22 protein-coding genes, 1 tRNA gene and 3 pseudogenes are annotated in these 22,954 nt (G+C 64.8%); 13 read left to right on the top strand and 13 right to left on the bottom strand.

Annotation, left to right across the window (positions count from 1 at the left end; translation table 11 throughout):
* The first annotated feature begins 6 nt into the window (after positions 1–6).
* The 6 genes and pseudogenes from B7X30_RS07435 (at position 7) to B7X30_RS07415 (ending at position 4,523) form a co-directional block, all read left to right on the top strand.
* The gene (locus B7X30_RS07435; protein ID WP_286730075.1) at positions 7–1,128 is read left to right on the top strand and encodes a mechanosensitive ion channel family protein; all 1,122 of its coding nucleotides are present in this window, start codon (positions 7–9) and stop codon (positions 1,126–1,128) included.
* Positions 1,088–1,633: pseudogene (locus B7X30_RS15730) on the top strand (hypothetical protein); the annotation flags it as partial. The gene B7X30_RS07435 and the pseudogene B7X30_RS15730, both read left to right, overlap by 41 nt.
* A gap of 34 nt (positions 1,634–1,667) precedes the next feature.
* Positions 1,668–1,832 (top strand): annotated as a pseudogene (locus tag B7X30_RS15725) (mechanosensitive ion channel domain-containing protein); the annotation flags it as partial.
* 96 nt (positions 1,833–1,928) lie between these two features.
* Positions 1,929–2,252, top strand: coding sequence for a hypothetical protein (locus B7X30_RS15720; RefSeq protein ID WP_353681915.1), 324 nt, complete (start codon positions 1,929–1,931; stop codon positions 2,250–2,252).
* Positions 2,253–2,311: 59 nt separating this feature from the next.
* Positions 2,312–3,031 (top strand): response regulator, encoded by a 720-nt coding sequence (locus B7X30_RS07420; RefSeq protein WP_286730073.1) that lies wholly within the window; start codon positions 2,312–2,314, stop codon positions 3,029–3,031.
* A complete protein-coding gene (locus B7X30_RS07415; protein ID WP_286730072.1) occupies positions 3,024–4,523 on the top strand; it encodes a sensor histidine kinase in 1,500 nt (499 codons plus the stop codon). Before B7X30_RS07420 ends, B7X30_RS07415 begins: the two co-directional genes overlap by 8 nt.
* 33 nt (positions 4,524–4,556) lie before the next feature.
* Here B7X30_RS07415 and B7X30_RS07410 read toward each other — a convergent pair whose 3' ends face one another.
* From B7X30_RS07410 to B7X30_RS07400, 3 genes are read right to left on the bottom strand one after another with little or no spacing between them, the layout of a single operon-like run.
* Positions 4,557–4,850, bottom strand: a complete 294-nt coding sequence (locus B7X30_RS07410; protein ID WP_013124152.1) for a hypothetical protein — start codon at positions 4,848–4,850, stop codon at positions 4,557–4,559.
* A gap of 3 nt (positions 4,851–4,853) precedes the next feature.
* Entirely contained in the window at positions 4,854–5,480 is a 627-nt protein-coding gene (locus B7X30_RS07405) for a YbhB/YbcL family Raf kinase inhibitor-like protein (RefSeq protein WP_286730071.1), read from the bottom strand.
* 43 nt (positions 5,481–5,523) lie between these two features.
* Positions 5,524–6,471 (bottom strand): cation diffusion facilitator family transporter, encoded by a 948-nt coding sequence (locus B7X30_RS07400; RefSeq protein ID WP_286730070.1) that lies wholly within the window; start codon positions 6,469–6,471, stop codon positions 5,524–5,526.
* Between the two features lie 221 nt (positions 6,472–6,692).
* On the opposite strand from B7X30_RS07400, the gene B7X30_RS07395 reads away from it, so the two are divergent.
* Positions 6,693–8,405 (top strand): ABC transporter permease, encoded by a 1,713-nt coding sequence (locus B7X30_RS07395; RefSeq protein WP_013107067.1) that lies wholly within the window; start codon positions 6,693–6,695, stop codon positions 8,403–8,405.
* Between the two features lie 100 nt (positions 8,406–8,505).
* Entirely contained in the window at positions 8,506–9,864 is a 1,359-nt protein-coding gene (locus B7X30_RS07390) for an ABC transporter ATP-binding protein (RefSeq protein ID WP_013124149.1), read from the top strand.
* Between the two features lie 93 nt (positions 9,865–9,957).
* On the opposite strand, the gene B7X30_RS07385 is transcribed toward B7X30_RS07390, so the two are convergent.
* The gene (locus B7X30_RS07385; protein ID WP_286730069.1) at positions 9,958–10,107 is read right to left on the bottom strand and encodes a hypothetical protein; all 150 of its coding nucleotides are present in this window, start codon (positions 10,105–10,107) and stop codon (positions 9,958–9,960) included.
* Between the two features lie 170 nt (positions 10,108–10,277).
* Between B7X30_RS07385 and B7X30_RS07380 the strand changes: the two genes are divergently transcribed.
* Positions 10,278–10,502 carry a hypothetical protein gene (locus B7X30_RS07380; RefSeq protein WP_013124147.1) on the top strand — a complete coding sequence of 75 codons (225 nt, stop codon included), beginning with the start codon at positions 10,278–10,280 and terminating at the stop codon, positions 10,500–10,502.
* Between the two features lie 125 nt (positions 10,503–10,627).
* On the opposite strand, the gene B7X30_RS07375 is transcribed toward B7X30_RS07380, so the two are convergent.
* The 6 genes from B7X30_RS07375 to B7X30_RS07350 form a co-directional block, all read right to left on the bottom strand.
* A tRNA-Ser gene (locus B7X30_RS07375) sits at positions 10,628–10,715 on the bottom strand.
* A gap of 37 nt (positions 10,716–10,752) precedes the next feature.
* The gene (hemW, locus tag B7X30_RS07370) at positions 10,753–12,042 is read right to left on the bottom strand and encodes a radical SAM family heme chaperone HemW (protein WP_465020102.1); all 1,290 of its coding nucleotides are present in this window, start codon (positions 12,040–12,042) and stop codon (positions 10,753–10,755) included.
* A 19-nt stretch (positions 12,043–12,061) separates the two neighbouring features.
* On the bottom strand, positions 12,062–12,823 hold the full coding sequence (rdgB, locus tag B7X30_RS07365; RefSeq protein ID WP_286730068.1) for an RdgB/HAM1 family non-canonical purine NTP pyrophosphatase: 762 nt from the start codon (positions 12,821–12,823) through the stop codon (positions 12,062–12,064).
* 2 nt (positions 12,824–12,825) lie between these two features.
* Positions 12,826–13,557, bottom strand: a complete 732-nt coding sequence (gene rph, locus B7X30_RS07360; protein ID WP_013107050.1) for a ribonuclease PH — start codon at positions 13,555–13,557, stop codon at positions 12,826–12,828.
* A gap of 23 nt (positions 13,558–13,580) precedes the next feature.
* A complete protein-coding gene (locus B7X30_RS07355) occupies positions 13,581–14,504 on the bottom strand; it encodes a PP2C family protein-serine/threonine phosphatase (protein WP_286730067.1) in 924 nt (307 codons plus the stop codon).
* Positions 14,501–15,580 carry a serine/threonine protein kinase gene (locus tag B7X30_RS07350; protein WP_276709338.1) on the bottom strand — a complete coding sequence of 360 codons (1,080 nt, stop codon included), beginning with the start codon at positions 15,578–15,580 and terminating at the stop codon, positions 14,501–14,503. The genes B7X30_RS07355 and B7X30_RS07350 overlap by 4 nt, the downstream gene beginning before the upstream one ends.
* A gap of 59 nt (positions 15,581–15,639) precedes the next feature.
* Between B7X30_RS07350 and B7X30_RS07340 the strand changes: the two are divergent.
* From B7X30_RS07340 to B7X30_RS07325, 4 genes and pseudogenes are all read left to right on the top strand, one after another.
* Positions 15,640–16,450: pseudogene (locus tag B7X30_RS07340) on the top strand (YicC family protein).
* A gap of 13 nt (positions 16,451–16,463) precedes the next feature.
* Complete coding sequence (gmk, locus tag B7X30_RS07335) at positions 16,464–17,090, top strand: guanylate kinase (protein WP_013107046.1); 627 nt, start codon at positions 16,464–16,466, stop codon at positions 17,088–17,090.
* 17 nt (positions 17,091–17,107) lie between these two features.
* A complete protein-coding gene (gene rpoZ / locus B7X30_RS07330; protein ID WP_013107045.1) occupies positions 17,108–17,311 on the top strand; it encodes a DNA-directed RNA polymerase subunit omega in 204 nt (67 codons plus the stop codon).
* Between the two features lie 7 nt (positions 17,312–17,318).
* Positions 17,319–19,694: a RelA/SpoT family protein gene (locus B7X30_RS07325; RefSeq protein WP_286730065.1), complete on the top strand. Its 2,376-nt coding sequence runs from the start codon at positions 17,319–17,321 to the stop codon at positions 19,692–19,694.
* A 12-nt stretch (positions 19,695–19,706) separates the two neighbouring features.
* On the opposite strand, the gene greB is transcribed toward B7X30_RS07325, so the two are convergent.
* The 3 genes from greB to B7X30_RS07310 all read right to left on the bottom strand — a co-directional run.
* Complete coding sequence (greB, locus tag B7X30_RS07320; RefSeq protein WP_286730064.1) at positions 19,707–20,273, bottom strand: transcription elongation factor GreB; 567 nt, start codon at positions 20,271–20,273, stop codon at positions 19,707–19,709.
* Complete coding sequence (gene recD, locus B7X30_RS07315; protein WP_286730063.1) at positions 20,270–22,345, bottom strand: exodeoxyribonuclease V subunit alpha; 2,076 nt, start codon at positions 22,343–22,345, stop codon at positions 20,270–20,272. Before recD ends, greB begins: the two co-directional genes overlap by 4 nt.
* On the bottom strand, positions 22,342–22,954 hold a 613-nt coding region (locus B7X30_RS07310), incomplete at its 5' end, for a PD-(D/E)XK nuclease family protein (RefSeq protein WP_286730062.1). The genes recD and B7X30_RS07310, both read right to left, overlap by 4 nt.

Here is a 22,954-nt window from a genome sequence, read left to right as displayed (position 1 = left end):
CCAGCGATGCAAAACGACCTGAATGCGACCTGGACGATGCTGTGGGCGTGGGCGTCATCCCACCCGCCTGACTCGCTGGCCATCGCCCTCACCCTGCTGGCGGCGCCAGTGTTCATGCTGGGTGCGAGACTGCTGCTCAAGGCCAGCGGGCCGGAAGGCAACGGGCAGTTTTTGTATCTGCGCCTGCGCAATCCGCTGCGGCTGGCCTGGCTGCTGCTGATACTGCGTATCGATGCGGGATTTTTGCAGCAGCGGCTGGAGAACTGGTCGTGGGTGATAGCGCCGTTGCACCTCAGCCTGATCGCCGCGTTGACCTGGCTGGCCATGCGCCTGGTGCGGTCGGGCGGCGAGCTGGTGCTGCTGCGGCGCGGCGGCCTGCAACTGCCCGACGACCCCAATCTGCTCGACTCCAATCTGGAAGTGCGCGGCCTGCTCACCCGGGCCCGGGTGCTCACCCGTGTGCTGAGTTTCCTCATTCTGCTCGTCGGCTTGGCCGTGGCGCTGATGAGCATTCCCGATGTGCGGCAGATCGGCGCCAGCTTGCTGGCGTCGGCGGGTATTGCCGGTCTGGTGGTGGGTTTCGCCGCGCGGCCGGTGTTGAGCAATCTGCTGGCAGGTCTGCAGATTGCGATGACTGAACCGATTCGCATCAACGACGTGCTCATCGTCGAGGGCGAATGGGGACGGGTGGAGGAGATCACCGGCACCTATGTGGTGTTCCGCGTGTGGGATGACCGGCGGCTGATCCTGCCGCTGCAGTGGTTCATCGAACACCCGTTCCAGAACTGGACGCGCACCAGCGCCAGCCTGCTGGGCACGGTGTTTCTGTGGGTGGACTACGCCACTCCGGTCGAAGAGCTGCGCGACGAACTCAAGCGTCTGTGCGCGGCCGACCCCGACTGGGACGGCCGCCTGGCCCTGGTGCATGTGACCGACGCCACCGAGACCGCGGTGCAGGTGCGCCTTCTGGTGAGCGCGGCCAATTCGGCGCGCGCCTGGGAACTGCGCTGCCGCATTCGCGAAGGCATGATCGCCTATATGCAGCGCGCCCAGCCCGGGCATCTGCCACGTCGGCGTGTGCAGTGGCATGAGCCTGCCGAAACCGGTTCGTCACCGGCTCCATTCTGATTTTTCCCCCGAGAAAGGCTACGAGATGAGCGCATGGCTATCCCTTCCCTTTTTGAACAATCCTTTGCAGAGCTGGCTGCTGGCGCTGGGCTGGCTCGTTTTGGTGGTGGTGCTGGTCTCCGTGATCAAGCCGATTCTGGTGTCGTGGATCAGCGCCCTGGCCTCGCACACCAGCAATCATTGGGACGATGCGCTGGTCAACGCGGTGCAGGGCACCCGCCTGCCGCTGGCCGCGCTCATCGGCCTTTACCCGGCAGTGCAAAGCCTCAGCCTGCCGGACACGGTGGGCAAATGGGTGCTGGGACTGGCGGCCGTGGCGCTGTTTCTGCAGATCGGGCTGTGGGTGTCGCGCTTTCTCGATTTCTGGATTCGCGTCTCGCGCGAGCGCGCCATCTCTCACGACCCCGAAACCGCCACCGGCCTGGCCGCGATGAGTTTCATCGCCCGGTTGGTGCTGTGGTCGCTGGTCTTTCTGCTGCTGCTCGATAACCTCGGCTTCAACGTCACCACCCTGCTGGCCGGTCTGGGCGTGGGCGGCATTGCGGTGGGCCTGGCCTTGCAGAACATTCTGGGCGACCTGTTCTCCAGCCTGTCCATCGTGCTCGACAAACCCTTCCAGATCGGACGACTTCGTCGTCGTCGACAACTTCTCCGGCACGGTCGAGAACATCGGCCTGAAAACTACCCGCATCCGTTCCATCAGCGGCGAGATCGTGGTGTTCTCCAACACCGATCTCACCAAGGCCCGGCTGCGCAACTACAAGTTCATGCAAGAGCGGCGCATCGTGTTCGCCTTCGGCGTGACCTACGACACATCGGCAGAAACCCTGGAGCAGATTCCAGCAGTGGTTAAAACCATCGTCGATCAGCAGCCCAACGCCCGCTTCGACCGCGCGCATTTCAAGGATTTCGGCGATTCCAGACTGAACTTTGAAGTGGTGTACTGGATGAAAACCTCCGACTACACCGCCTATATGGATACCCAGCAGGCGATCAACCTCGGTCTGGTGCGTGAATGCGAGCGCATCGGCGCGGAGTTTGCCTTTCCCACGCGCACGGTGCAGTTGCAATGGAGCGGGGCATTGTCTGTCGCATTGCAGGAACGGGTCGCCGCCGCGCCCTAAAATCCCCCCGAAACGTCCGGGCGCAACGGCAGCGCATTGGGCACATCGTGGAGACAAGCATGCGCATTCTGATTGCCGAAGATGACCGGGTCTTGGCCGACGGCCTGCTGCGCTCTCTGCGCGCTCTGGGTTATGCGGTCGATCAGGTGGCCGACGGCAACAACGCCGACGCCGCGCTGCAGTCCAGCGAATTCGATCTGCTGATTCTCGACCTGGGGCTGCCGCGGCTGTCGGGCTTCGAGGTGTTGCGCAAGCTGCGCGCGCGTGGCGCCACCGTGCCAGTGCTCATTCTCACCGCCGCAGACAGCGTGGAAGACAAGGTACGCGGCCTCGATCTCGGCGCCGACGATTACATGGCCAAGCCCTTCGCGCTGCAGGAGCTCGAAGCCCGGGTGCGAGCCCTGTCGCGCCGGGGCATGGGTGGCGCCAGCGCCGTGATCCAGCACGGCCCGCTGCACTACGACATCACCGGCCGCGTGGTCACGCTCGACGGTCATGTGGTGGAACTCTCGGCGCGTGAACTCACTCTGCTCGAAGTGCTGCTGCAGCGCGCCGGGCGGCTGGTGAGCAAGGACCAGCTCGTCGAGCATCTGTGCGTTTGGGGCGAGGAGGTGAGCACCAACGCCATCGAGGTGTATGTACACCGACTGCGGAAAAAGATCGAAGTCGGCCCGGTGCGCATCGCCACGGTGCGCGGTCTGGGCTACTGCCTGGAGAAAATCGTCCCGGTTGCCGCGCCTTCGGCCGAGTCGGCCGCGCCTCCTCGTGCCGATGCCTGAAATCTCGCCCTCCGGTGAGCCGACCGAAGGGGCGGCGGGGCGCAAACGTCGGCATCATCCACGCTCGCTGTTTGGCGAAATTCTCGACTGGATGCTCGCGCCCATGCTGTTGCTGTGGCCGCTGTCCATCGGTATCACTTATCTGGTGGCGCAGGCCATTTCCGCCAAACCTTACGACGCGGCACTGGAGCACACCCTGCTGCAACTTGCCGCGCAGGTGCAGACCGAAGGCGCGCAGGGCGCAGCGCAGTCGGCCCTGTGGCAGCAGACGCTGCGACAGCCGCCGGTGGGCGGCATTCTCGGCTACCAGGTGCGCAGCAAGGCCGGTGCGCTGCTGGCGGGCGAGGCGGGCCTGCCCGCCCCGGCGAGCTTGCCGCCCACGCAGGCGGGTGCTCCGCTGACGGTGATCTGGCGTGACAGTGAGATCGGCGCGCATAGCGCACGATTGGCCGGGGTCTGGGTCTGGCCGCGGGTGCAGCACGGGGCCAGCGCGACCGGTCCCGTGCTGGTGCAGGTGGCGCAGAGTACGGAGGCGCGCACGCGGCTGGCGCGCGACATCGTGCAGGGCGTCATCCTGCCGCAATTCGTCGTGGTGCCGATTTTCATCTTGCTGGTGTGGTTCGGGTTGGGGCAGGGCATCGCGCCGCTCAACGAATTGCAGGCGCGCATCCGTCGCCGCCGTGCCGACGACATCAGCCCGATCGACGAGCAGGAGGCGCCCGAAGAAATTGCGCCGCTGGTCGATTCGATCAACAGTCTGTTCGCCCGCTTGCAACAGTCGCTGCAGACGCAAAAGCGCTTCATCGCCGATGCCGCGCATCAGATCAAGACCCCGCTGGCCGGTCTGCGCATGCAGGCCGAACTGGCGCAGCGCGAAACCGACCCGGCCGATCTGCGCGCCAGTCTGCGGCAGATCGGCCGCAGCGTGGAGCGCACCACCCGGCTGGTCAATCAGTTGCTGGCGCTCACCCGCGCGGAAAATCAGGGCGGTGCGGCGCGCGCCGTGTTCGAGACCATCGACCTGCGCCAGCCCGCCGCAGAAGCCATGCAGGAACTGGCCATGCTGGCGCTCGACAAGCAACTGGAACTGGAGTTCGACAGCCCCCCGCTGCCGCTGCCGGTGCGCGGCAACGCCTTGTTGTTGCAGGAACTCATCAAGAATCTGCTGCACAACGCGATCACTTACACCCCGCCCGGAGGCAGCGTGACCCTGAGGCTGCGAAGCGCGACGGCTGATGAGGCGCGCAGCGCGCCCGTGGTGCAGCTTCAGGTGGATGACAGCGGGCCCGGCATTCCCGAAGCGGAACGTGCGCTGGTGTTCGAGCCGTTCTATCGCATTCTGGACAACGGCAGCGAGGGCAGCGGGCTGGGGCTGGCCATCGTGCGCGAAATCGCCCGCCAGCATGATGCCGAGATCACGCTGAGCGATTTGCCGCGGGGCGCGTCCGCTCAGGGCTTGAGGGTGCAGGTGCAGTTCGGGCGGGTGAAGTAGGGCGGTGTTTCACGCGCGTCGCACCCGACCCCATCATTCGCCATCTTCGCCGCACTGTTTTTTCAGATCGCCCAACTGGCCGTAGGTGATGGGTTTGCCGCTGGCGGCCAGCGCCTTGAGGCCATCGGCCATGCATGGGCTGTCATTGGCCATTTGAAGCTGGGGCGCATCCACCGGCTCGTTCACCAAGCGGCCACGCAGCAGGCTGAAAATGCCCACCAGAACCACGATGCCCAGCAGGATGCCCAGCAGCCCGCTGAGCTGCACATTCATGCCCTTTTTTTTCTGCGGGGGCGCAGGGGGCGGAGCGTCTGGGGTGTCGGACATGGATCAGCGCAGGGCGGGGTTGAGGGTGTAGGTGCCGGTGAGGCGGGCCTGGGCCAGCACATGCCCGGCGAGGGCCGCACGCAGTTGCGCGCCGTTGAACGCACCGTCCACCGGGCAGCGCGCCACACCTAGCGCGTAAAGCGTGAAGATGTAGTGGTGCAGCAGGCTGTCGTTCCAGGGCGGGCAGGGGCCGTCGTAGCCGAAATACTGACCGGCCATGTCCTGATCTCCGGCGAACCAGGCGGTGTAGTCGTTCACGCCCTGGCGCATGCCGCCCGAGCAATCGGGGCCTGGTTTGCCGCGCGGGGTGACTTCATGGCTGAATTCTTTTTCAGCGATGTGGCTGCGCGAGGTCGGAATGTCCACCAGCAGCCAGTGATAGAAGTCCACCCGGGGCAGGTCGGCGGGTACGGTGTGGCCATCGAGGTTGACGTCGTCGGCACGGCTGGGTACGTCGGGGTCGTGGCAGACCAGCACCAGACTTTGCGCGCCCTGCGGTACGTCCGACCAGGCCAGCGGCGGGTTGAAGTTCTGCGACAGCGCCACATGGCCGACCGCCGACGGCTTGCAAAACGCATATTGCGGCGGAATCGGCTGACCATCGGCAAAGGCGGGGCTGGTGAGTTGCATGAGTGTCTCCGGGGCGGTGCGTGGTGACGAGGGCGGTCGGGTTTCAGTGCGGATGCGAGGGGGCGCCAGGCGTGCAGACCTGATGGCTGATGGTTCCCGTAGCCTGCAGCTGCGCATTTTCTTCCTGCAGGCTTTCCTGTGCGGAGGTCAGCATTTCAATGGTTACGGTCATGCCAGGATAAGCCTCGATCAGCGCTTTTTCCACGGCGTAACGGCAGTCTGCCGCGCGCTGAAGCGACCACCCGCCCGGCATGTGCAGGTGCATGGAGGCGAAGCGCCGGGTGCCGGCCACGCGGGTGCGCACATGGTCGAAGCGCAGGTCGTTGGAGCGAAAGCGGTCGAGCACGGCCTGCAAACCCGCGAGGTCGGCGTCGTCCATCGATTTGTCCATCAGCCCATCGACCGAGCGCTTCACCAGCGAAAACGCTTCGCGCAAAATATGCAGCGCCACCACGATGCCGATCACCGGGTCGAGCCAGAGCCAGCCGGTGAGCGGCACCAGCATCACGGCAACGATCACGCCCACGGAAGTCCAGACATCGGTGAGCAGGTGCCGGGCGTCGGCTTCGATGACGATGGAACGCAGGCGCCGCGCGCCGCGCAACATCCACAGCGCGACACCGAGGTTGATCACCGTGGCCGCGGCCGAGATCGCCGCGCCCAGCGGCACGTCGCTGATGGGCTGCGGATGGGTGAGGCGCTTGGCGGCCTCGATCAGAATGAGCGCTGCGGCCACGCCGATGAGCAGGCCCTCGACGCCGCTGGAGAAATACTCCGCCTTGGTATGACCGTAAGGATGGTCTGCGTCGGGCGGCGCCTCGGCGATGCGCACGATGAACAAGGCGAATGCGGCGGCGGCGACGTTGACGATGGACTCCATCGCGTCCGACAAAAAGCCTACCGACCCCGTGACCTTCCAGGCCAGCAGCTTGAGGCTGATGACGATGATGGCGGCGAGCAGCGAGGCGCGGAGATAGGTTCTGGCTTGCATGCCGTTATTGTGCATGGCTTGCGTGAATGAGGCTGATCCGGGCGGAATCGCAGAGCGATCAACCGGCGGCTGAAATGCCCGGATACTTCTGTGTAAAGTCGATGACGCTCGCATGATCGAAATTTCACGCGTCTCTCGTTAGACTAGTCGGCTGTTTTTGCTGCCAATTTCACAGCGCGTCACCCTCCGACTCAAGCCGCCTCAATCGTCCTGACTGATCCATGGCCTTCAATTTCCGTCCACTTGCGCTGCCGCTGCCCAACCGCCGCGATCTGATCGCGCTGCCGCTGGTCATCGGCATGCTGCTCATCATCGGCCACGCCAGTCGGCAGATGGCGGTACCGTTCCATCTGGGCGAGACCGTGGCGTTGTCGCTCAAACCCGCGGATCTGCCCGAGTACGCGCTCTACACCGTGCTGCGCATGTTGGCCGCGCTGGCCGCCAGTACCGTGTTCACCCTGATCTACGCCTGGATTGCGGCCAACAATCGCTACGCCGAAAAAATCATGGTGCCGCTGCTCGACGTGCTGCAGTCGGTGCCTATTCTGGGCTATCTGTCGATCACCGTGACCGGCTTCATCGCCCTGTTTCCGGGCAGCATGCTGGGGCTGCAATTCGCGGTGATTTTTGCGGTGTTCACGTCGCAGGCGTGGAACATGACTTTCAGCCTGTACCAGTCGCTCAAGACCGTACCGCGCGACCTCACCGAGGCCGCCACGCTTTACCGCCTCAACGCCTGGCAGCGCTTTTGGAAGCTTGAGCTCCCCTACGCCGCCCCCGGCCTGCTGTGGAACGCGATGATGTCCATGTCTGGCGGCTGGTTCTTCGTCGTCGCTGCCGAGGCGCTCACCGTGGCGGGGCAGCAGGTGTCCGTGCCGGGTATCGGCTCGTATATCGCAGCGGCGATCGCGGCCAAGAATCTGGGCGCTATCGGTTGGGCAATTCTGGCGATGGCCTTGGTGATTCTGTCTTACGACTTTCTGCTGTTTCGCCCCATCGTCGCCTGGGCCGACAAGTTCCGTCTGGACAACACCGTTAGCGTGGACGCGCCGCGTTCGGTGGTGCTCGACTTTCTGCGCCGCACCCGCCTCACCCAGCGTCTGGCCCGGCTGCCCGCCGTGCTGTGGGAGATGAGCGTGCGCCTGTTGCCCGCGGTGCCGCTGCACAAATCGCCGCAACGCGCGCCTTCCGTGTGGGGCGACCGGGTGTTTGTCGTCAGCATGGTGCTGTTCACTCTCGGCCTGATCGTGGCGTTGTTTCTGGTGCTGCCGCGAGATTTCGGCTGGCTGCAGGTCGGTCATGTGATGTTGCTGGGCGCGTTCACCGCGCTCAAGGTGTTCGTGCTGGTGGCGATTTCGGCGCTGATCTGGGTGCCGGTGGGCATCTGGGTCGGTTTGCGTCCGCGCTGGGCGGCCGTGGCGCAGCCGGTGGCGCAATTTCTCGCCGCCTTCCCCGCCAATCTGCTGTTCCCGCTGGTGGTGGTGGCCATCGTGCACTGGCATCTCAATGTCAACGTGTTCACCGCGCCGCTGATGATTCTGGGCAGCCAGTGGTATGTCCTGTTTTCGGTCATCGGCGCGGCGTCTGCCCTGCCCAGCGACTTGCGCGAAGCCGGCCGTAATCTGGGTTTGCGCGGCTGGCTGTTATGGCGCAAGCTCTATCTGCCTGCCGTGTTTCCGGGATTCGTGACCGGCGCGCTCACCGCCTCGGGCGGCGCGTGGAACGCCAGCATCGTGGCCGAAGTGGTGAGCTGGGGCAGTCACACCCTGGTCGCCACCGGGCTGGGCGCCTACATCACCGAAGCCACCCAGCAGGGGCAGACGCTGAAGGTGGGTCTTGGCGTGGGCGTGATGGCGCTGTACGTCATCGCCATCAACCGTCTGGTCTGGCACCGCCTCTACAAAATTGCCGCCACGCGGGTGCGGCTCGATTGATTGCCGCCTGATATGAAATCCTCTCTGACTTGCTGCGCGCGTTTCCCCCGAGGGGGCCTCGGTTCCTCTGGAACGGCCGTGCGCAACTGAAGGACCCAGCATGAATGCCATGAACGCCACCGAACTGCCCAGCGCACCTGACGCCGCGTCTTCCACACCCATTTTCCATCTGGCGAATGTGCGCAAGTCGTATCGCACCCCCGAGGGCAGCGAACTCGTCATTCTCGACGGCGTCGATCTCGATTTGCGCGACGGCGAAATTCTGGTGTTGCTGGGGCGCTCCGGTTCGGGCAAGTCCACCTTGCTGCGCACCCTGGCCGGGCTGGTTTCCGCCACCAGCGGCACGACGCTGCATCGTGGCAAGCCGATCGACGGCCCGGTGCCGGGGCTGGCGATGGTGTTTCAGAGCTTTGCGCTGTTTCCCTGGCTGACGGTGCTACAGAACGTGGAACTGGGGCTGGAGGCGCTCAAGGTGCCGCCGGCAGAACGTCGCGCCCGCGCGCTGGCCGCCATCGACCTCATTGGTCTGGACGGTTTCGAATCCGCCTATCCGCGCGAGCTGTCGGGCGGTATGCGCCAGCGCGTGGGCTTTGCGCGCGCCCTGGTCATCAACCCCGACGTGCTGCTGATGGACGAGCCCTTCTCCGCGCTCGACGTGCTCACCGCCGAGACCCTGCGCACCGACCTGCTCGATCTGTGGGCGGAGCGCAAGATTCCCACCCGCGGCATTCTGCTGGTGTCGCACAACATCGAAGAAGCCGTGCTCATGGCCGACCGCATCGTCATCCTCGGATCGAATCCCGGGCGGGTGATCAGCGAAATGCACATCGATCTGCCGCACCCGCGCGAGCGCGAATCGCAGCAGTTCCGCGATCTGGTCGAGGGCATTTACGGCGCCATGACCGCCCGCCCGACCGGGCGCGACGCGGTGCGCAAACAGGCGCCGGGCATCGGCCTGCGGCTGCCGTCGCTTTCTGTCAATGCCCTGGCCGGCCTGCTCGAAGAACTCGACGCGCTGGAAAAGAGTAATGCCAACACCCGCATCAGCCTGCCCGAGCTGGCCGAGGACATGCACTTTTCGGTGGATGACCTGTTTCCGCTGATCGAAGGCGTGGAATTGCTCGGCTTCGCCCAGGTGGAAGATGGCGACATCATGCTGCTGCCCGCCGGACGCACCTTTGTCGATGGCAGTTTGCAGGAGCGCAAGCAGGTTTTCGCCCGCCACTTGATCGAGCGCGTGCCGCTGGTGGCGCGCATCCGCACGGTGCTCGACGAGCGTTTCAACCACCGCGCGCCCGACTCTCGCTTTCTCACCGAACTCGAAGATCACCTCAGCGAAGACGAAGCCCGCCGCGTGCTCGACACCGCCATCGACTGGGGCCGCTACGCCGAGATTTACGCCTACGACGACAACGCCGAAGTCTTCAGCCTCGACAACCCCGAGGCCGATCTGGAATGAGGCGAGGCGAAAAAAACGGCGAACCGAAGTTCGCCGTCTGAGACGGAAATGCCGATACGCCGCTGCGTAAGCCGTGACGGCATACGGCAATAGTCAGGGCTTGCTGATAGCGTCCTTGGCCTTGTCGGCAGCATCAGACAAAGCGCTCGACACCGCAGCGGCGCCTTGCGCGGCGCTGGCCGCGTGATTGACCATGCCACCGGCGGCGCTGGCTGCGGCGATCAGGGCAAGTTTGAATTTCATAGAGACTCCCAGTCCAGTCTGTTTGCTCAATAGGCTGCTGAAATACTCTACGCACACTCGCAACGGTTCCCTCCAAATTTCAATTTTTCAGCATCCTTGCTTCAAATCCTGATTCGCGGGCATCAAACTGCCGACTGGAGGCGCGCATCGAAGCATTGGAATTGTGACCTGTGACCAAAACTCTTGAAACCCGCCTGCAACGGCTTGAGCCGCGCATCAAACCCGACGACTACCGCGACCTCATCGACCCGATTGTGGTCAGCGGCAAGTCACCCGGCGAAGACGACGACGCGTTCCTCCTGGAGGTCAACGGCGCGCTAGGCCGCTTCGTAGGTTTCGCCCGAACCAAAGCTGTACTTCTCGGCGGCAAGGTCGCGGGAATCTCCGGCTACTAGACCCGGAAATTTTCCGGGTCTGTCCTGACACGCCGGATGCCATGCCGCGCTGACAGCTTTTCTTCAATCGCGCGAGCAATGGAGCCTTCTGTCCGCCTTTGAAATAGGGGATTAGTTCTATGAGCTGGCGGAAGCGGTGAGATTCGAACTCACGAACGGTTGCCCGTTGCCGGTTTTCAAGACCGGTGCAATCGACCACTCTGCCACGCTTCCTGTTGATCAGCCCTACCGCTGGGCCAAGTCGCACATTCTATCTGGGCGCGACGCCGGTTGATCGGGGCAGGAACAGTTCGAGTGCGTTGTTGAGCATGTCGAATCCGAGCGGGGTCGTGCGCAGAACATCGGCGTCATCGACCAGCAAACCCTTGCTTTGCGCGGTTTGCAGGGGCTTTTCGATGGCAGAGGGTGGCAGGCCCGTGCGTTCGGCAAATAGATCGGCACGCACGCCTTCGCGCAGACGCAGGGCGTTGAGCATGAATTCAAACGGCAAGTCGCTGCGTGATACCTCGACCTCGGTTTCGACGGCAAGGCCTTGCGCGGCCTGCTCCATGTAACGCTGAGGATGGCGCCAGCGGGTCTGACGCACGATGCGATGCGCAAAAGTGAGCTTGGAATGAGCGCCAGCGCCGATACCGACGTAGTCGCCGAATTGCCAGTAATTGAGGTTGTGGCGACAGCGGTGCCCGGGCGCGGCGTAAGCGGAGACTTCGTAGCGCTGCAGCCCGGCGGCCTCCGCCAGATCGGCCACGGCATGCTGCATGTCGGCGGCCAGATCGTCGTCTGGCAGAAGGGGGGGCTGGCGGGCGAAAAGGGTGTTGGGTTCGAGCGTGAGCTGATAGAGCGAGAGGTGCGGCGGCTGGTGCGCCAGCGCTTCGTGGACGTCGGCCTTGCAGCCCGGCATGTCTTGCTGAGGCAAGGCGAACATTAGGTCGAGATTGAAGCTGGCGAAGTGGCGCGCGGCCTCGGCTACCGCGTCGTGCGCCTGGCGCGCGTCGTGCACGCGACCCAGCGCGCGCAGGCGGTCATCGTCGAAACTCTGCACGCCGATGGACAGGCGGTTGACGCCCGCCTGTGCGAACGCCGCAAACCGATCTCGCTCGAAGGTGCCCGGGTTGGCCTCCAGCGTGATTTCGGCATCGGCGACGAGGGGCAATCGGGCGCGCACGTCAGTGATCAACTGGTCGATGGCCTCGGGCGAGAACAGACTGGGCGTGCCGCCTCCGATGAAGACGGAGATGACTCGCCGCCCCCACACCAGGGGCAGCGTCGCATCGAGATCGGCGCGAAGCGCAGCCAAGTAGGCCTGCTCGGGAATCGCCCCACCGGCGCGCCACTCATGCGAATTGAAATCGCAATAGGGGCACTTTTTGAGACACCACGGCAGATGCACATAAAGACTGAGGGGCGGCAGCGCGCTGAACTGCAAGGTGCCGGGCCGCATGTAGTGCGGCAGCGATTGCGCTGCACGCTGCGGTGCCGCAACGATGGCCGGGCCGGATGCGGCGCTGCGGTCAACGATTGGAATGTGTTTTTGATTCACGCAAACCCAGACGTCATGCTCAAGGAAACGCAGGGCCGTCCCCTTCCCGACCTCCCCCACGACGTTGGGGAGGTGAGATCACTCCCTCTCCACTTGTGGGGAGGGCTGGGGTGGGGATTGCCCAGCCCTGGGGGCGCTCTGACGGCGCCGCCATCCAGCCCCAATGCGTGCGCAGCAGAGGCAGCAGGGTTTGCAGAGCTTGACCGCGGTGACTGATGCGATTTTTCTCCTGCGCGTCACATTGCGCCAGGGTGCGGCCATCCGCGAGCACGAACAAGGGGTCGTAGCCGAAACCGCCTTGCCCTTGCGCCGCGTGCCCGATCTGCCCGATCAGTTCGCCGCGAACGATGAGCGGCTCGGGATCGGCCGCATGGCGCAACGCCACCACGATGCTGACAAAGCGCGCCAGGCGCAGGGTCTGGCCCTCCATCTGCTGCAACAGCAAACGGTTGTTGGCGGCGTCCTGTTCGGCCCGAGGCCCCTCGACCTGCGGCGCGAAGCGGGCCGAGCGCACGCCCGGCAGTCCACCGAGCGCTTCCACACAAAGACCCGAATCGTCGGCCAGCGCAGGAAGGCCGGTGTGGAAGCTGGCGTGACGCGCCTTGGCCAGCGCATTTTCGACAAAGGTGGGATGCGGCTCTTCGGCCTCGGCCAGATGAAATTCGCCTTGGGTCTGCACCTGGCACCCCAGCGGCGCGAGCAAGGCCGAGAGCTCGGCGAGCTTGCCCGGATTGCCGGACGCCAGCACGATCCGCCAAGTTGCAGACGTCGGCGCCGCCACCGTCAGATCTCCAGCGCCTGTCTTTGCAGCGCGACGAGTTCGGCGATGCCGCGTTGCGCCAGGTCGATCATGCCGTCGAGCTGCTGCCGCGAAAACGGCGCGCCCTCGGCCGTGCCCTGCACTTCGATCAGCGCCCCGTCGGCCGTGCCCACCACGTTCATGTCGGTATCGCACTGGCTGTCTTCGGCGTAGTCGAGATCGAGGCGGTAATCGTCGCCCAGCAGGCCGACCGAGACGGCGGCAACCAACTGACGCATTGGGTTCTGCGGGATGCGGCCCTGCGCCATGAGCCACTGACAGGCATCCCACGCGGCCACGGCGGCGCCCGTGATGGCCGCGGTGCGCGTGCCGCCGTCGGCCTGCAACACATCACAGTCGAGCGTGATCTGCCGCTCACCCAGGGCTGAAAAATCGAACACGGCGCGCAGCGATCGGCCGATGAGGCGCTGGATCTCCTCGGTACGACCCTGCTGCTTGCCGCGCTTGGCTTCGCGCTCACCGCGCGTGTGCGTCGCCCTGGGCAGCATGCCATATTCCGCCGTGACCCAGCCCTGCCCGCTGCCCCGCTTGTGCGGCGGCACGCGCTCTTCAACCGAGGCGGTGCACAGCACACGGGTATGCCCAAAAGCCACCAGCACGGAACCTTCGGCATGACGGGTGAAATGACGTTCGATGGCAATCGCGCGCAGCGCCGAAAGCCCGCGACCTTCTCGCGCAGGAGGGGTGTTTTGCATGGAAGTAATCGGTAGGGGAAACGTTATTTACGCGCCGCACCCTGGCGGATGGCGGCGTTGATTTCAGCGATTGAACGTTCGATATCCGCGTCGTTCATTTCTTCGACCTGCAGATCAGCCAGCTCGCTCTGGATGGTGGACTTGAACCCACCTCTTTGCATGCTCTCGGTTTCAATACGCAGAGAGGTTTCCAGCTCTTCGGGATCGGCCTCCCATTCGACGCCTAGGGCGGTGACGTTGTCTGAGTCGGCGCCGCCTTGCCGCAGCGCCATTTCCACCACCTCGGGCACCGCATCGGAGAGCACCTGCTGGCCGAACTGCCGCACCAGAACCGATTCGGGAATCTGCCCCCAAAGCCCGTCGGAACACAGCAGCACGATGTCGCCCCGCCGCATGGCCTGCGGCAAACCCACCTCGATCATGGGCAGCTGCCCCGATCCCAGGCAGGTAAACAGCATGTTTCGCGTCGGGCCGTCTGGTTGCAGCAAAGAGAGGCCGCTAGGCTGATCTTTTTTGTGCTTCTGCTCCACATGCGAATGATCACGGGTGCGTGTGAGCATGGCGCCGTTACGCATGAAATACAGCCGCGAATCGCCCACATGCGCCCAGTGCGCAGCGCCGTTTTGCAGCACGCAGACCACCACCGTCGTGCGCGGCGAATCCGTCAGCCCGTGTTCCTGCGCATAACGCTGGACTTGCTCATGCGCCCGAAAAATCGAGCGTCGCAGAAATTCCTGCGGATCGCGCAGACGCGGCCGCGCTTCTTGCTGGAACAGATTGGCAATGGTCTGCAGCGCCAGTTGCGCCGCCACATCGCCACGCGGGTGCCCCCCCAAACCATCGGCCAGAGCGAACAAGGCGCTTTCGCGCGTGTAGCAATAGCCCATGCGATCCTGGTTGGTCGCACGACCGCCGCGGCGGCTCACCTGGTACACCGAAAACTTCAATTCTTCTCCCTCGCGGCTGCTTTGCCCTGCTCAGGCCCCGGAGTTTGCACCGCCTGGACGGGCGAGCCAAACCGGGTGACATCCCGCACTTTCTGTACTTGCGACTTGGTATCGTTGACCAATTCGTCGATGTGCAGCCGGAGCTTCTCGCCCATGGTCAGATTGGTGTAGCGCCGCGCGTTTTCCGCACCCAGTTCGCGCTGCAGATTGAACACGCTTTGCGGACGCGCCATGGCATCCAGCGCCATGCACCACTCCACGATCTCGATCAGATTGTCTGAATACACGCCCCGCAGCTTGGAGAGCTGGGCCTGCAGCCGGTCTTTCTCCAGCCGCTGCGGTGCTTCGTAAGGCGGGTAGCCCGTCATGCAGGCGTAGATGCAGGCGCCGACGGCATAAATATCGGTCCACGGGCCGAACGCCCCCTCGCGCTTGTACATCTCGGGGGCCGCAAAACCCGGCGTATACATCGGGCGAAAGCGCTTGTCCTGCTGGTTGAGCACTTCGCGCGCCGCGCCGAAATCGATCAGGATGGGCTTGTTGTCATCGGTGATGAACACGTTCGCCGGCTTGATGTCGAGGTGCAGCATCTTGTGCTGATGCACCACGCGCAAGCCTTGCAGGATGTCATCGAACAGCGAGCGGATGGTCGACTCGCGAAAAATCTTCTTGCGCTTGAGTTCTCTTGCGGTGATGACGAACTCCTGGAGCGACGCGCCCTCCAGATAATTCATCACCATATACACCGTGTCGTTTTCTCGAAAAAAGTTGAGCACGCTGACCACGCTGGGATGCGAGATCTGCGCCAGCGAGCGGCCTTCCTCAAAAAAACTCTTCAGGCCCAGACGGTAGAGCGCGAGCTTGTCGGGTGGCACCACCGGGCTCGACTCGCCCGGCCCCCGCTCCACCAGCGAGGCCGGCAGGTACTCCTTGATGGCCACTTTCTGCCCATCGGAGCTCAGTGCCAGATATACCACGCCGAAACCGCCGCTGGCGACCTTGCGCACAATGCGGTAGCCGCCCACTTGCGATTCAGGAGCGAGTGGGGCGGGTTTAGATTTGGACGAGGTGGCCATGAAAACGAAGGCTAGCAGCCTGCCGGCGAAAGGAGTGTGGAAAAATACGCGCAAGGGGGATGCGATTGAAGCCAATTTATAGCATGACCGGCTACGGCCAAAATAGTGCACAACTCTCGAGCGGAGCCAAGATCCATATCGAGTTGCGCTCGGTCAACAGCCGCTTTCTCGACATCGCCTTCCGGCTGCCCGAAGAACTGCGAGGTGCGGAAGCCGCCATGCGGCAATCCATCACCCAGACGCTGCGCCGCGGCAAGATCGACTGCCGCGCGGTTTTCGAAGCGCCGCAAAGCGCGCCCGCCATGCCCGACGCCAGCGCCGCCGCGCCGCTGCTGGCTTTCGATGCCGCCTTGCGCGCCCTGGCGCCGCACCTCGCCCCGCCAGCAGGCCCTGACCGCGCTGGTCGCGGCGCGCGCGCTCGAAGGCGACCGTCTGCGCACCCTGTTGCTCGATCGCATCGAACAGATCGGTCGACATGCCGCCCGGGCGCGCGAAATCGTGCCCCTCGCCGTGGAGCGCCAGCAAGCGCGGTTCACCGCCCGCTGGGAAGAAGCGCTGGCGGCTTTGACCGGCGCCGAGACCAGCGTCGAAACGCTCAACGACCGTCGCCTGCAGGAAGCTGCCAGTTTTGCCATTCGTATCGACGTGGCCGAAGAGCTCGACCGCCTTCAGGCCCACCTGCAAACCCTGCGCGATCTGCTCGCCCAGGGCGGCGAGTTGGGCAAGCGGCTGGACTTTCTCATCCAGGAGCTGCACCGGGAGGCCAACACACTGGGCTCCAAATCCGCCGCGCTCGAACTCAGCGAAATTGCGCTCGAACTCAAGGTCCTGATCGAGCAGATGCGCGAGCAGGTGCAGAACATCGAATAAATCAGGCTGCCACGTGTCCTCCCAGTTTCCCGGAAACCTGTTTGTCGTCGCCGCCCCCAGTGGGGCGGGCAAGTCCAGCCTCGTCAACGCCTTGCTCGCCGAGGACTCGGGCATCCAGCTCTCGGTGTCTTGCACCACGCGCGCGCCGCGGGGCGCCGAGGTCGATGGCGTGCATTACGTCTTCATCGACAACCCCGAATTTCAGCGCCGCATCGACGCAGGCGAATTTCTCGAATGGGCCGAGGTGCACGGCAACCGCTACGGCACCTCCAAGCGCTGGCTGGAAAGCCGCATGGCCGACGGCATGGACGTGCTGCTCGAAATCGACTGGCAGGGCGCGGCGCAGGTGCGCAAGCAATTCGACAATGCGGTGAGCATCTTCATCCTGCCGCCCTCGTTCGAGGAACTGCGGCAACGGCTCACCCGCCGCGCGGAAGACGCGCCCGAGGTCATCGAGCAGCGTCTGCGTGAAGCCCGCATCGAGTTGGCGCAGGCGAAGAACTTCGACTTTATAATTGTGAATCAAGACTTTACGCACGCCTTGCGCGATCTCAAGCAAGTCGTCGCCGCGCAGCGGCTACGCTATGCCGCGCAACGCCTTTCCCATCCCGAGGTTTTTCGCGCCCTCGGCATCCTTTGAACTGGAACTCTGACATCATGGCTCGCATTACTGTTGAAGACTGCCTGGAAAAAATCCCCAACCGCTTCCAGCTCGTGTTGGCCGCCACTTACCGCGCCCGCATGCTGGAGCAAGGTCATTCGCCCAAGCTGGAATCGAAAGACAAACCCGCCGTCACCGCCCTGCGCGAAATCGCCGCGGGCCTGACCGGTATTGAGATGCTCAAAAAAGTACCCACCTGATTTCAAAATGCCCAGCAGCCACACCGCCACGCCCGATCCGAAAACCTCGGTCACGGATCTGGCTGTGCCTGCTGCGGATCAGGTTGCCACAATCAAGCGACCGCGCACGCGGTCTAAAAATGCCACGGCCGAGCCCGAGCCTGCGGCGATCGCGACTGGCGATGAGTCGGCTGCAACCCGGCACGTCTGCGTGAGTCTGGCCAGTCTGCTCGACAAACTTCAGGCCTACCTCCCCGAAGCCGATCTGCAAAGAATCCGCGAGGCTTACCGCTTCGCCGATGCGGCGCATCTCGGGCAGTACCGCGCCAGCGGCGAGCCCTACATTTCTCATCCCGTGGCGGTTGCCGAGCTCTGCGCCGACTGGAAGCTCGACACCCAGGCCATCATGGCCGCGCTGCTTCACGACACCGCAGAAGACAAGGGCATCACCCAGGCCGAACTCATCGAGCATTTCGGCAGCACCGTGGCCGATCTGGTGGATGGGCTGACCAAGCTCGACAAACTGCAGTTCTCCAACCGCGAGGAAAACCAGTCGGAGAGCTTTCGCAAAATGCTGCTGGCGATGGCGCGCGATATTCGCGTCATCCTCGTCAAGCTCGCCGATCGTCTCCACAATATGCGCACTCTGGGGGCGATGGCCGCGAGCAAGCGCGTGCGCATTTCGCGCGAGACGATGGACATTTACGCGCCCATCGCGCACCGCCTCGGGCTCAATCTCGTTTACCGCGAACTTCAGGATCTCGGCTTTGCCAACAGCCACCCCAACCGCTACGCCGTGCTGTCGCGCGCCGTGCTGGCTGCGCGTGGCAATCGGCACGGTTTGGTGGAAAAGATTCTGGCGGCTGCGCAGGCGGCACTGAACGAGGCGCAAGTGCCCTCGCAGTTGTTCGGCCGCGAAAAAACGCTGTATTCCATCTACCGCAAGATGCGCAGCAAGCACCTGAGTTTTGCGCATATTCAAGACATTTTCGGCTTTCGCGTGCTGGTGCCCGATGTGCTCGACTGCTACCGGGCGCTGGGCGTGCTTCACAGTCTGTACAAGCCCATGCCGGGCAAGTTCGAGGACTACATCGCCATCCCCAAGGCCAATGGTTACCAGTCGCTGCACACCACGCTGATCGGGCCGAACGGCAATCCCGTCGAATTTCAGATCCGTACCGAGGCGATGCACCGCATTGCCGAAAGCGGGGTGGCCGCCCATTGGCTCTACAAAACACCGGAAGACAAGCCGACCCCGCAGCAGGCGCAAACCAATGCCTGGCTGCAATCGCTGCTGGACATCCAGACCGAGAACCGCGACTGGGCCGATTTTCTCGAAACCGTCAAGGTCGATCTGGCGCCCGACGCGGTCTATGTGTTCACGCCCAAATCGCGCATTCTGGCGCTGCCGCGCGGCGCCACGCCGGTCGATTTTGCCTATGCCATTCACACCAATCTGGGCGACCAGACGGTGGCGGCCAAGGTGAACAACGCGCTCGTGCCTTTGCGCACCGAGTTGCGCAGCGGCGATGTGGTGGAGATCATCACCGCGCCGGCCTCGCGCCCCAATCCGAGCTGGCTGAGCTTTGTGCGCACCGGGCGGGCGCGTTCCAAAATTCGGCACGCGCTGCGCACCACGCAGCAGGCCGAGTCGGTCGAATTGGGACGTCGTCTGTTGCAAAGCGCGCTTCGGCACGAGCATCTCGATCTGCTCACGCTCGACGACGCCGTGTGGGACAAACTGCTGCGCTGGACGGGCTTCAAGTCGCGCGACGATCTGTACGCCGACATCGGCCTGGGCAAGCGCGTGGCCGACATTCTGGCCAAGCGCGTGGTGGCGCTCGTCTCCCCGCAGGACGCGCTGTCCGCGCCCTTGCTCGACACCATCGAACGTCTGGAAAGCCGTGCCACCCACGACGCCCAGACCTCGCTGCAGCTTGATGGCAGCGAAGGCATTTCGGTGCGCTACGCCACCTGTTGCCGTCCCATTCCGGGCGACGCCATCATCGGCTATCTGGGCAAGGGCGAAGGCCTGATCGTGCATCAGCAAGACTGCGACATCGCACGGCGCCTGTTCCAAAAAGACCCGGACCGCTGGATCGATCTGAGCTGGGCGGAAGAATGCACCCGGCCTTTCGAAACCGGCCTGAGCGTGATTGTGCAAAACACCAAAGGCGTGCTCGCCCGCGTGGCGGCCGCCATCAGCGAGCACGACAGCGACATCGCCCACGTCACCATGGACGAAGACACGCAGCAGGCCACCACCGAGCTGCGCTTCGTTGTGCAGGTGCGCGACCGCAAGCATCTGGCCGATGTGCTGCGCGCCTTGCGTCGCCTGCAATTCGTGGTGCGCGCCAGCCGGGCGAAAAACCGCACCGCGGGTTTGGGCTCAGGCAACTCCTGAGCGGCGCAGACCTCAGCCGCGAGGCGGGTAGGTCACTTCGAGAATTTCCAGCGTCGCGATGCCGCCCGGCGTCGGCAGGCTCACGCTGTCGCCTTCGCGGGCCTTGAGCAGCGCGCGCGCTACCGGCGAAATCCAGCTGATCTTGCCCTGCAGCGGCTCGGTCTCGTCGATGCCGACGATGGTGATGGTGTGCTCCGTCCCCTTGTCGTCGGCGTAGCGCACGGTGGCGCCGAAAAACACCTGATCGTTGCCGTGCTGCAGACTGGCATCGACCACTTCGGCAATGTCCAGCCGCTTGGTGAGAAAGCGGATGCGCCGGTCGATCTCGCGCAGACGCTTTTTGCCGTAGATGTAATCGCCGTTTTCCGAGCGATCGCCGTTCTTCGCCGCCCACGACACGGTCTCGACGACCTTCGGGCGCTCATCCTCGACCAACGTCTTGAGTTCGGCGCGCAGCCGGGCATAGCCCTGCGGCGTGAGGTAATTCTTGCCGCCCGGCGGCAGCGGCGGGAGTTGGGCGCCGCCGTCCTCGTCGTCGTCGGCGTCTGGGGTTTGTTCGCGGACAAAGGCTTTGTTCATGTAGGCAGTTTATCGATGCGCGAGAGCAATCCGCTGGCCCGGTGCGTGACGCGCTGGATGCCCTCATGCAGCGTCTGCATGTCTGCGCAGGCCAGGGTGAAAAAGCGGCGCGCGCGCGTGATGCCGGTGTAGATCAGCTCGCGGCTGAGCCCGGCGTGGCGCTCGGGCAGCACCAGCACGGTGTGATCGAACTCCGACCCCTGCGACTGGTGCACCGTCATGGCGAACGCCGTCTGCACGTCGGCCAGACGGCTGATGCTGACCGAGCGCAGGCTCTGCCCCTGCAGAAACACCCCCCGCAAGCCCTGCGTGCCGGTCGGCAAGGCGATGCCGACATCGCCGTTGAGCACGCCCAGATCGTGATCGTTGCGCGTGACCATCACCGGGCGACCCGCGTACCACGCGCCGCGACCGTGCAGCAGGCCGAGCGCGTCCAGCCGCGCGGCAATGGCCTCGTTCACCGCCTGCACGCCCCAAGGCCCTTCGCGCACCGCGCACAGCACGCGGCACTGATCGAAAGCCTGCAGCACGCGCTGCGCCCAGGCGTCCCAATCTGCCTCAGCCGTCGGCCCCTGCCGCAGCAACTCGGCGTAGTGGGCATAGCCCTTGGCGCCATCGCGACCCTGCACCGCAAGATCGACCAGCGCCGGGGCTGCAACAGGAGCTGAAACCGGGGAGAAAACGGGCGCCAGCAACTGGGGCAAGGGCAACAGCCGCACCGCCGCATCGTCGGTCTGCTGCAGCAGCGCCTGCGCCCGCTCGGCGTCGCCCGCGTTCACCGCCTGGGCCAGTTGCCCGATGGCGCCGCCGAAGCGATGACTTTTGCGCAGCATCACCACCCGCTGCAACAGCGCGGGGCCGGCGGGGTCGATGAAGGGCTGAGGAATACGGTCGCCGCACAGAGCCTGCAGCGCCTGCGCCGTTTGCGGCGTGTAGCGGCCCTGCTCCGCCCCGGTGCACAGCTCGCCGAGCACCGCACCGGCTTCCACCGAAGCGAGCTGATCCTTGTCGCCCAGCAAAATGAGCCGTGCCGTGGGCGGCAAGGCGTCGAGCAGCGCGGCCATCATTTCCAGATGGATCATGGACGCCTCATCGACCAGCAGCACATCCACCTCCAAGGGCTGCGCGGCGTTGCGGGCGAAGCGGCGGGTATCGGGCCGCGCGCCGAGCAGGCTGTGCAGGGTGCGTGCCGGGCCGAGGCGCTGCGACAGTTCGGCCACGCCGGGGAGGGCGGCGAGCTTGACGAGCTCGCGGTCGATGGACTGCTTGAGCCGGGCTGCCGCCTTGCCCGTGGGGGCCGCAAGCGCCACGCGCAACGCGCCGGGTTGGGATCTCAAAGCCCACAGCAAAGCCAGCAGCCGCGCCGCGGTATGTGTTTTGCCGGTACCGGGGCCGCCGGTGAGCAGGGTGAAACGTCCGCGCAGCGCCACCGCGCACGCCAGTTTCTGCCAGTCCACTTCCGTATCGTCGGCAGGCGGGAAAAGCTGTGCAAGCAGGGCTGCAGCAGCGGGCGCATCGACCGCGGCTTCAGGCTGCAGGCGCTGGTGAATCCGCGCGGCCACGGTGTTCTCATCTCGCCAGTAGCGGCGCAGATACAGCCGCTCTGCCTCCGTCGCCCCCAGGGTCGTGCTACGCCCGCCCCGCCCCCCGAGGGGGTCAAGGGAACTTGGGGCGGCCCTGCGTTCCCTTGAGAATATCAGCGGCGCGCCGTTGTCCGGCTCGCCCTCGCAGTAAACGGCCGGGCACTCGCGCAGCAGGCGCTCGCCGTCGTCGGGCCAGTGCACATCGGGCGACAGGGCAGGCGCGCCCGCCGTGGCCGCGCGCTCTTTCAAGGCGATGAAGTGTTGCGGCAATTCGCCCAGCAGCACGCAGGTATGACCGCGTCCTTCCAGATCGGCGAGCAGCGCCACGGCTACCGCCAGTTCTGGCGGCATTTGCGGGCAGAGTTCAGCCAGGAAGCGGGCCAGCGCAGCGTCCAGCCGCCGCAGCACGCCTTGCTCTGCCCAGTCATGCAGCACGTCGAGAACGCGCTGGGTCGGCGCATTCGGGGTGTTGGTCAGGGCGGGCCTCATGCGAGCTCCTCGCGCTGCGCGAAGAGGGCGTCGAGCGCGTCGAGCAAGACCCCGTCGGGCGGAATGTGCACGCAGCCCGACTGCGGCCCGCGAACCCCGCGCAGAAACAGATCAATCGCGCCGCCAAGCTGCGCCTGCGGGTCGTAGGCGGTGCGCAGCCGGGCTCGCAGCAGGCGATGCAAGGCCAGCATGTAGAGCGCGCATTGCACGTCATAGCGGTGTTCGAGCACGGCGGCCTCCAGCGCCTGCTGCGTATAGTCGGCGTCGTCCGCGCCGAGGACATTGCTCTTGTAGTCGAGCACCCAGTAGCGGCCCGCGTGATGGAATACCAGATCGGCGAATCCCATCACCATGCCGTGCAGGGTGCGCTCGGTCAGCTCAGGGCGGGTGCGGCCCGGCAGGATGTGCTGCTGGCACAGGGCGTCGATCTCGGCCGCACGCGCCCGATCGACCGGCAGCCAGAATTCCATTTCCGCCAGTAGCGTGCCAATCTCGGGCAGCGCCGCGCCCAGCGGCGGCAAGGGCGTGGCCAGCACTTCGCTCAACCACTCCAGCAAATCGGCCGAACGCGGCGCATCCCAACCCTGCCGGGCGCAGCGTTGCAACAGG

The sequence above is a fragment of the Thiomonas sp. 13-64-67 genome, assembly GCF_002282795.1.
In the GTDB taxonomy this organism is placed as follows: domain Bacteria; phylum Pseudomonadota; class Gammaproteobacteria; order Burkholderiales; family Burkholderiaceae_C; genus Thiomonas; species Thiomonas arsenitoxydans.
This window is presented reverse-complemented; position numbering and strand designations above follow the sequence as displayed.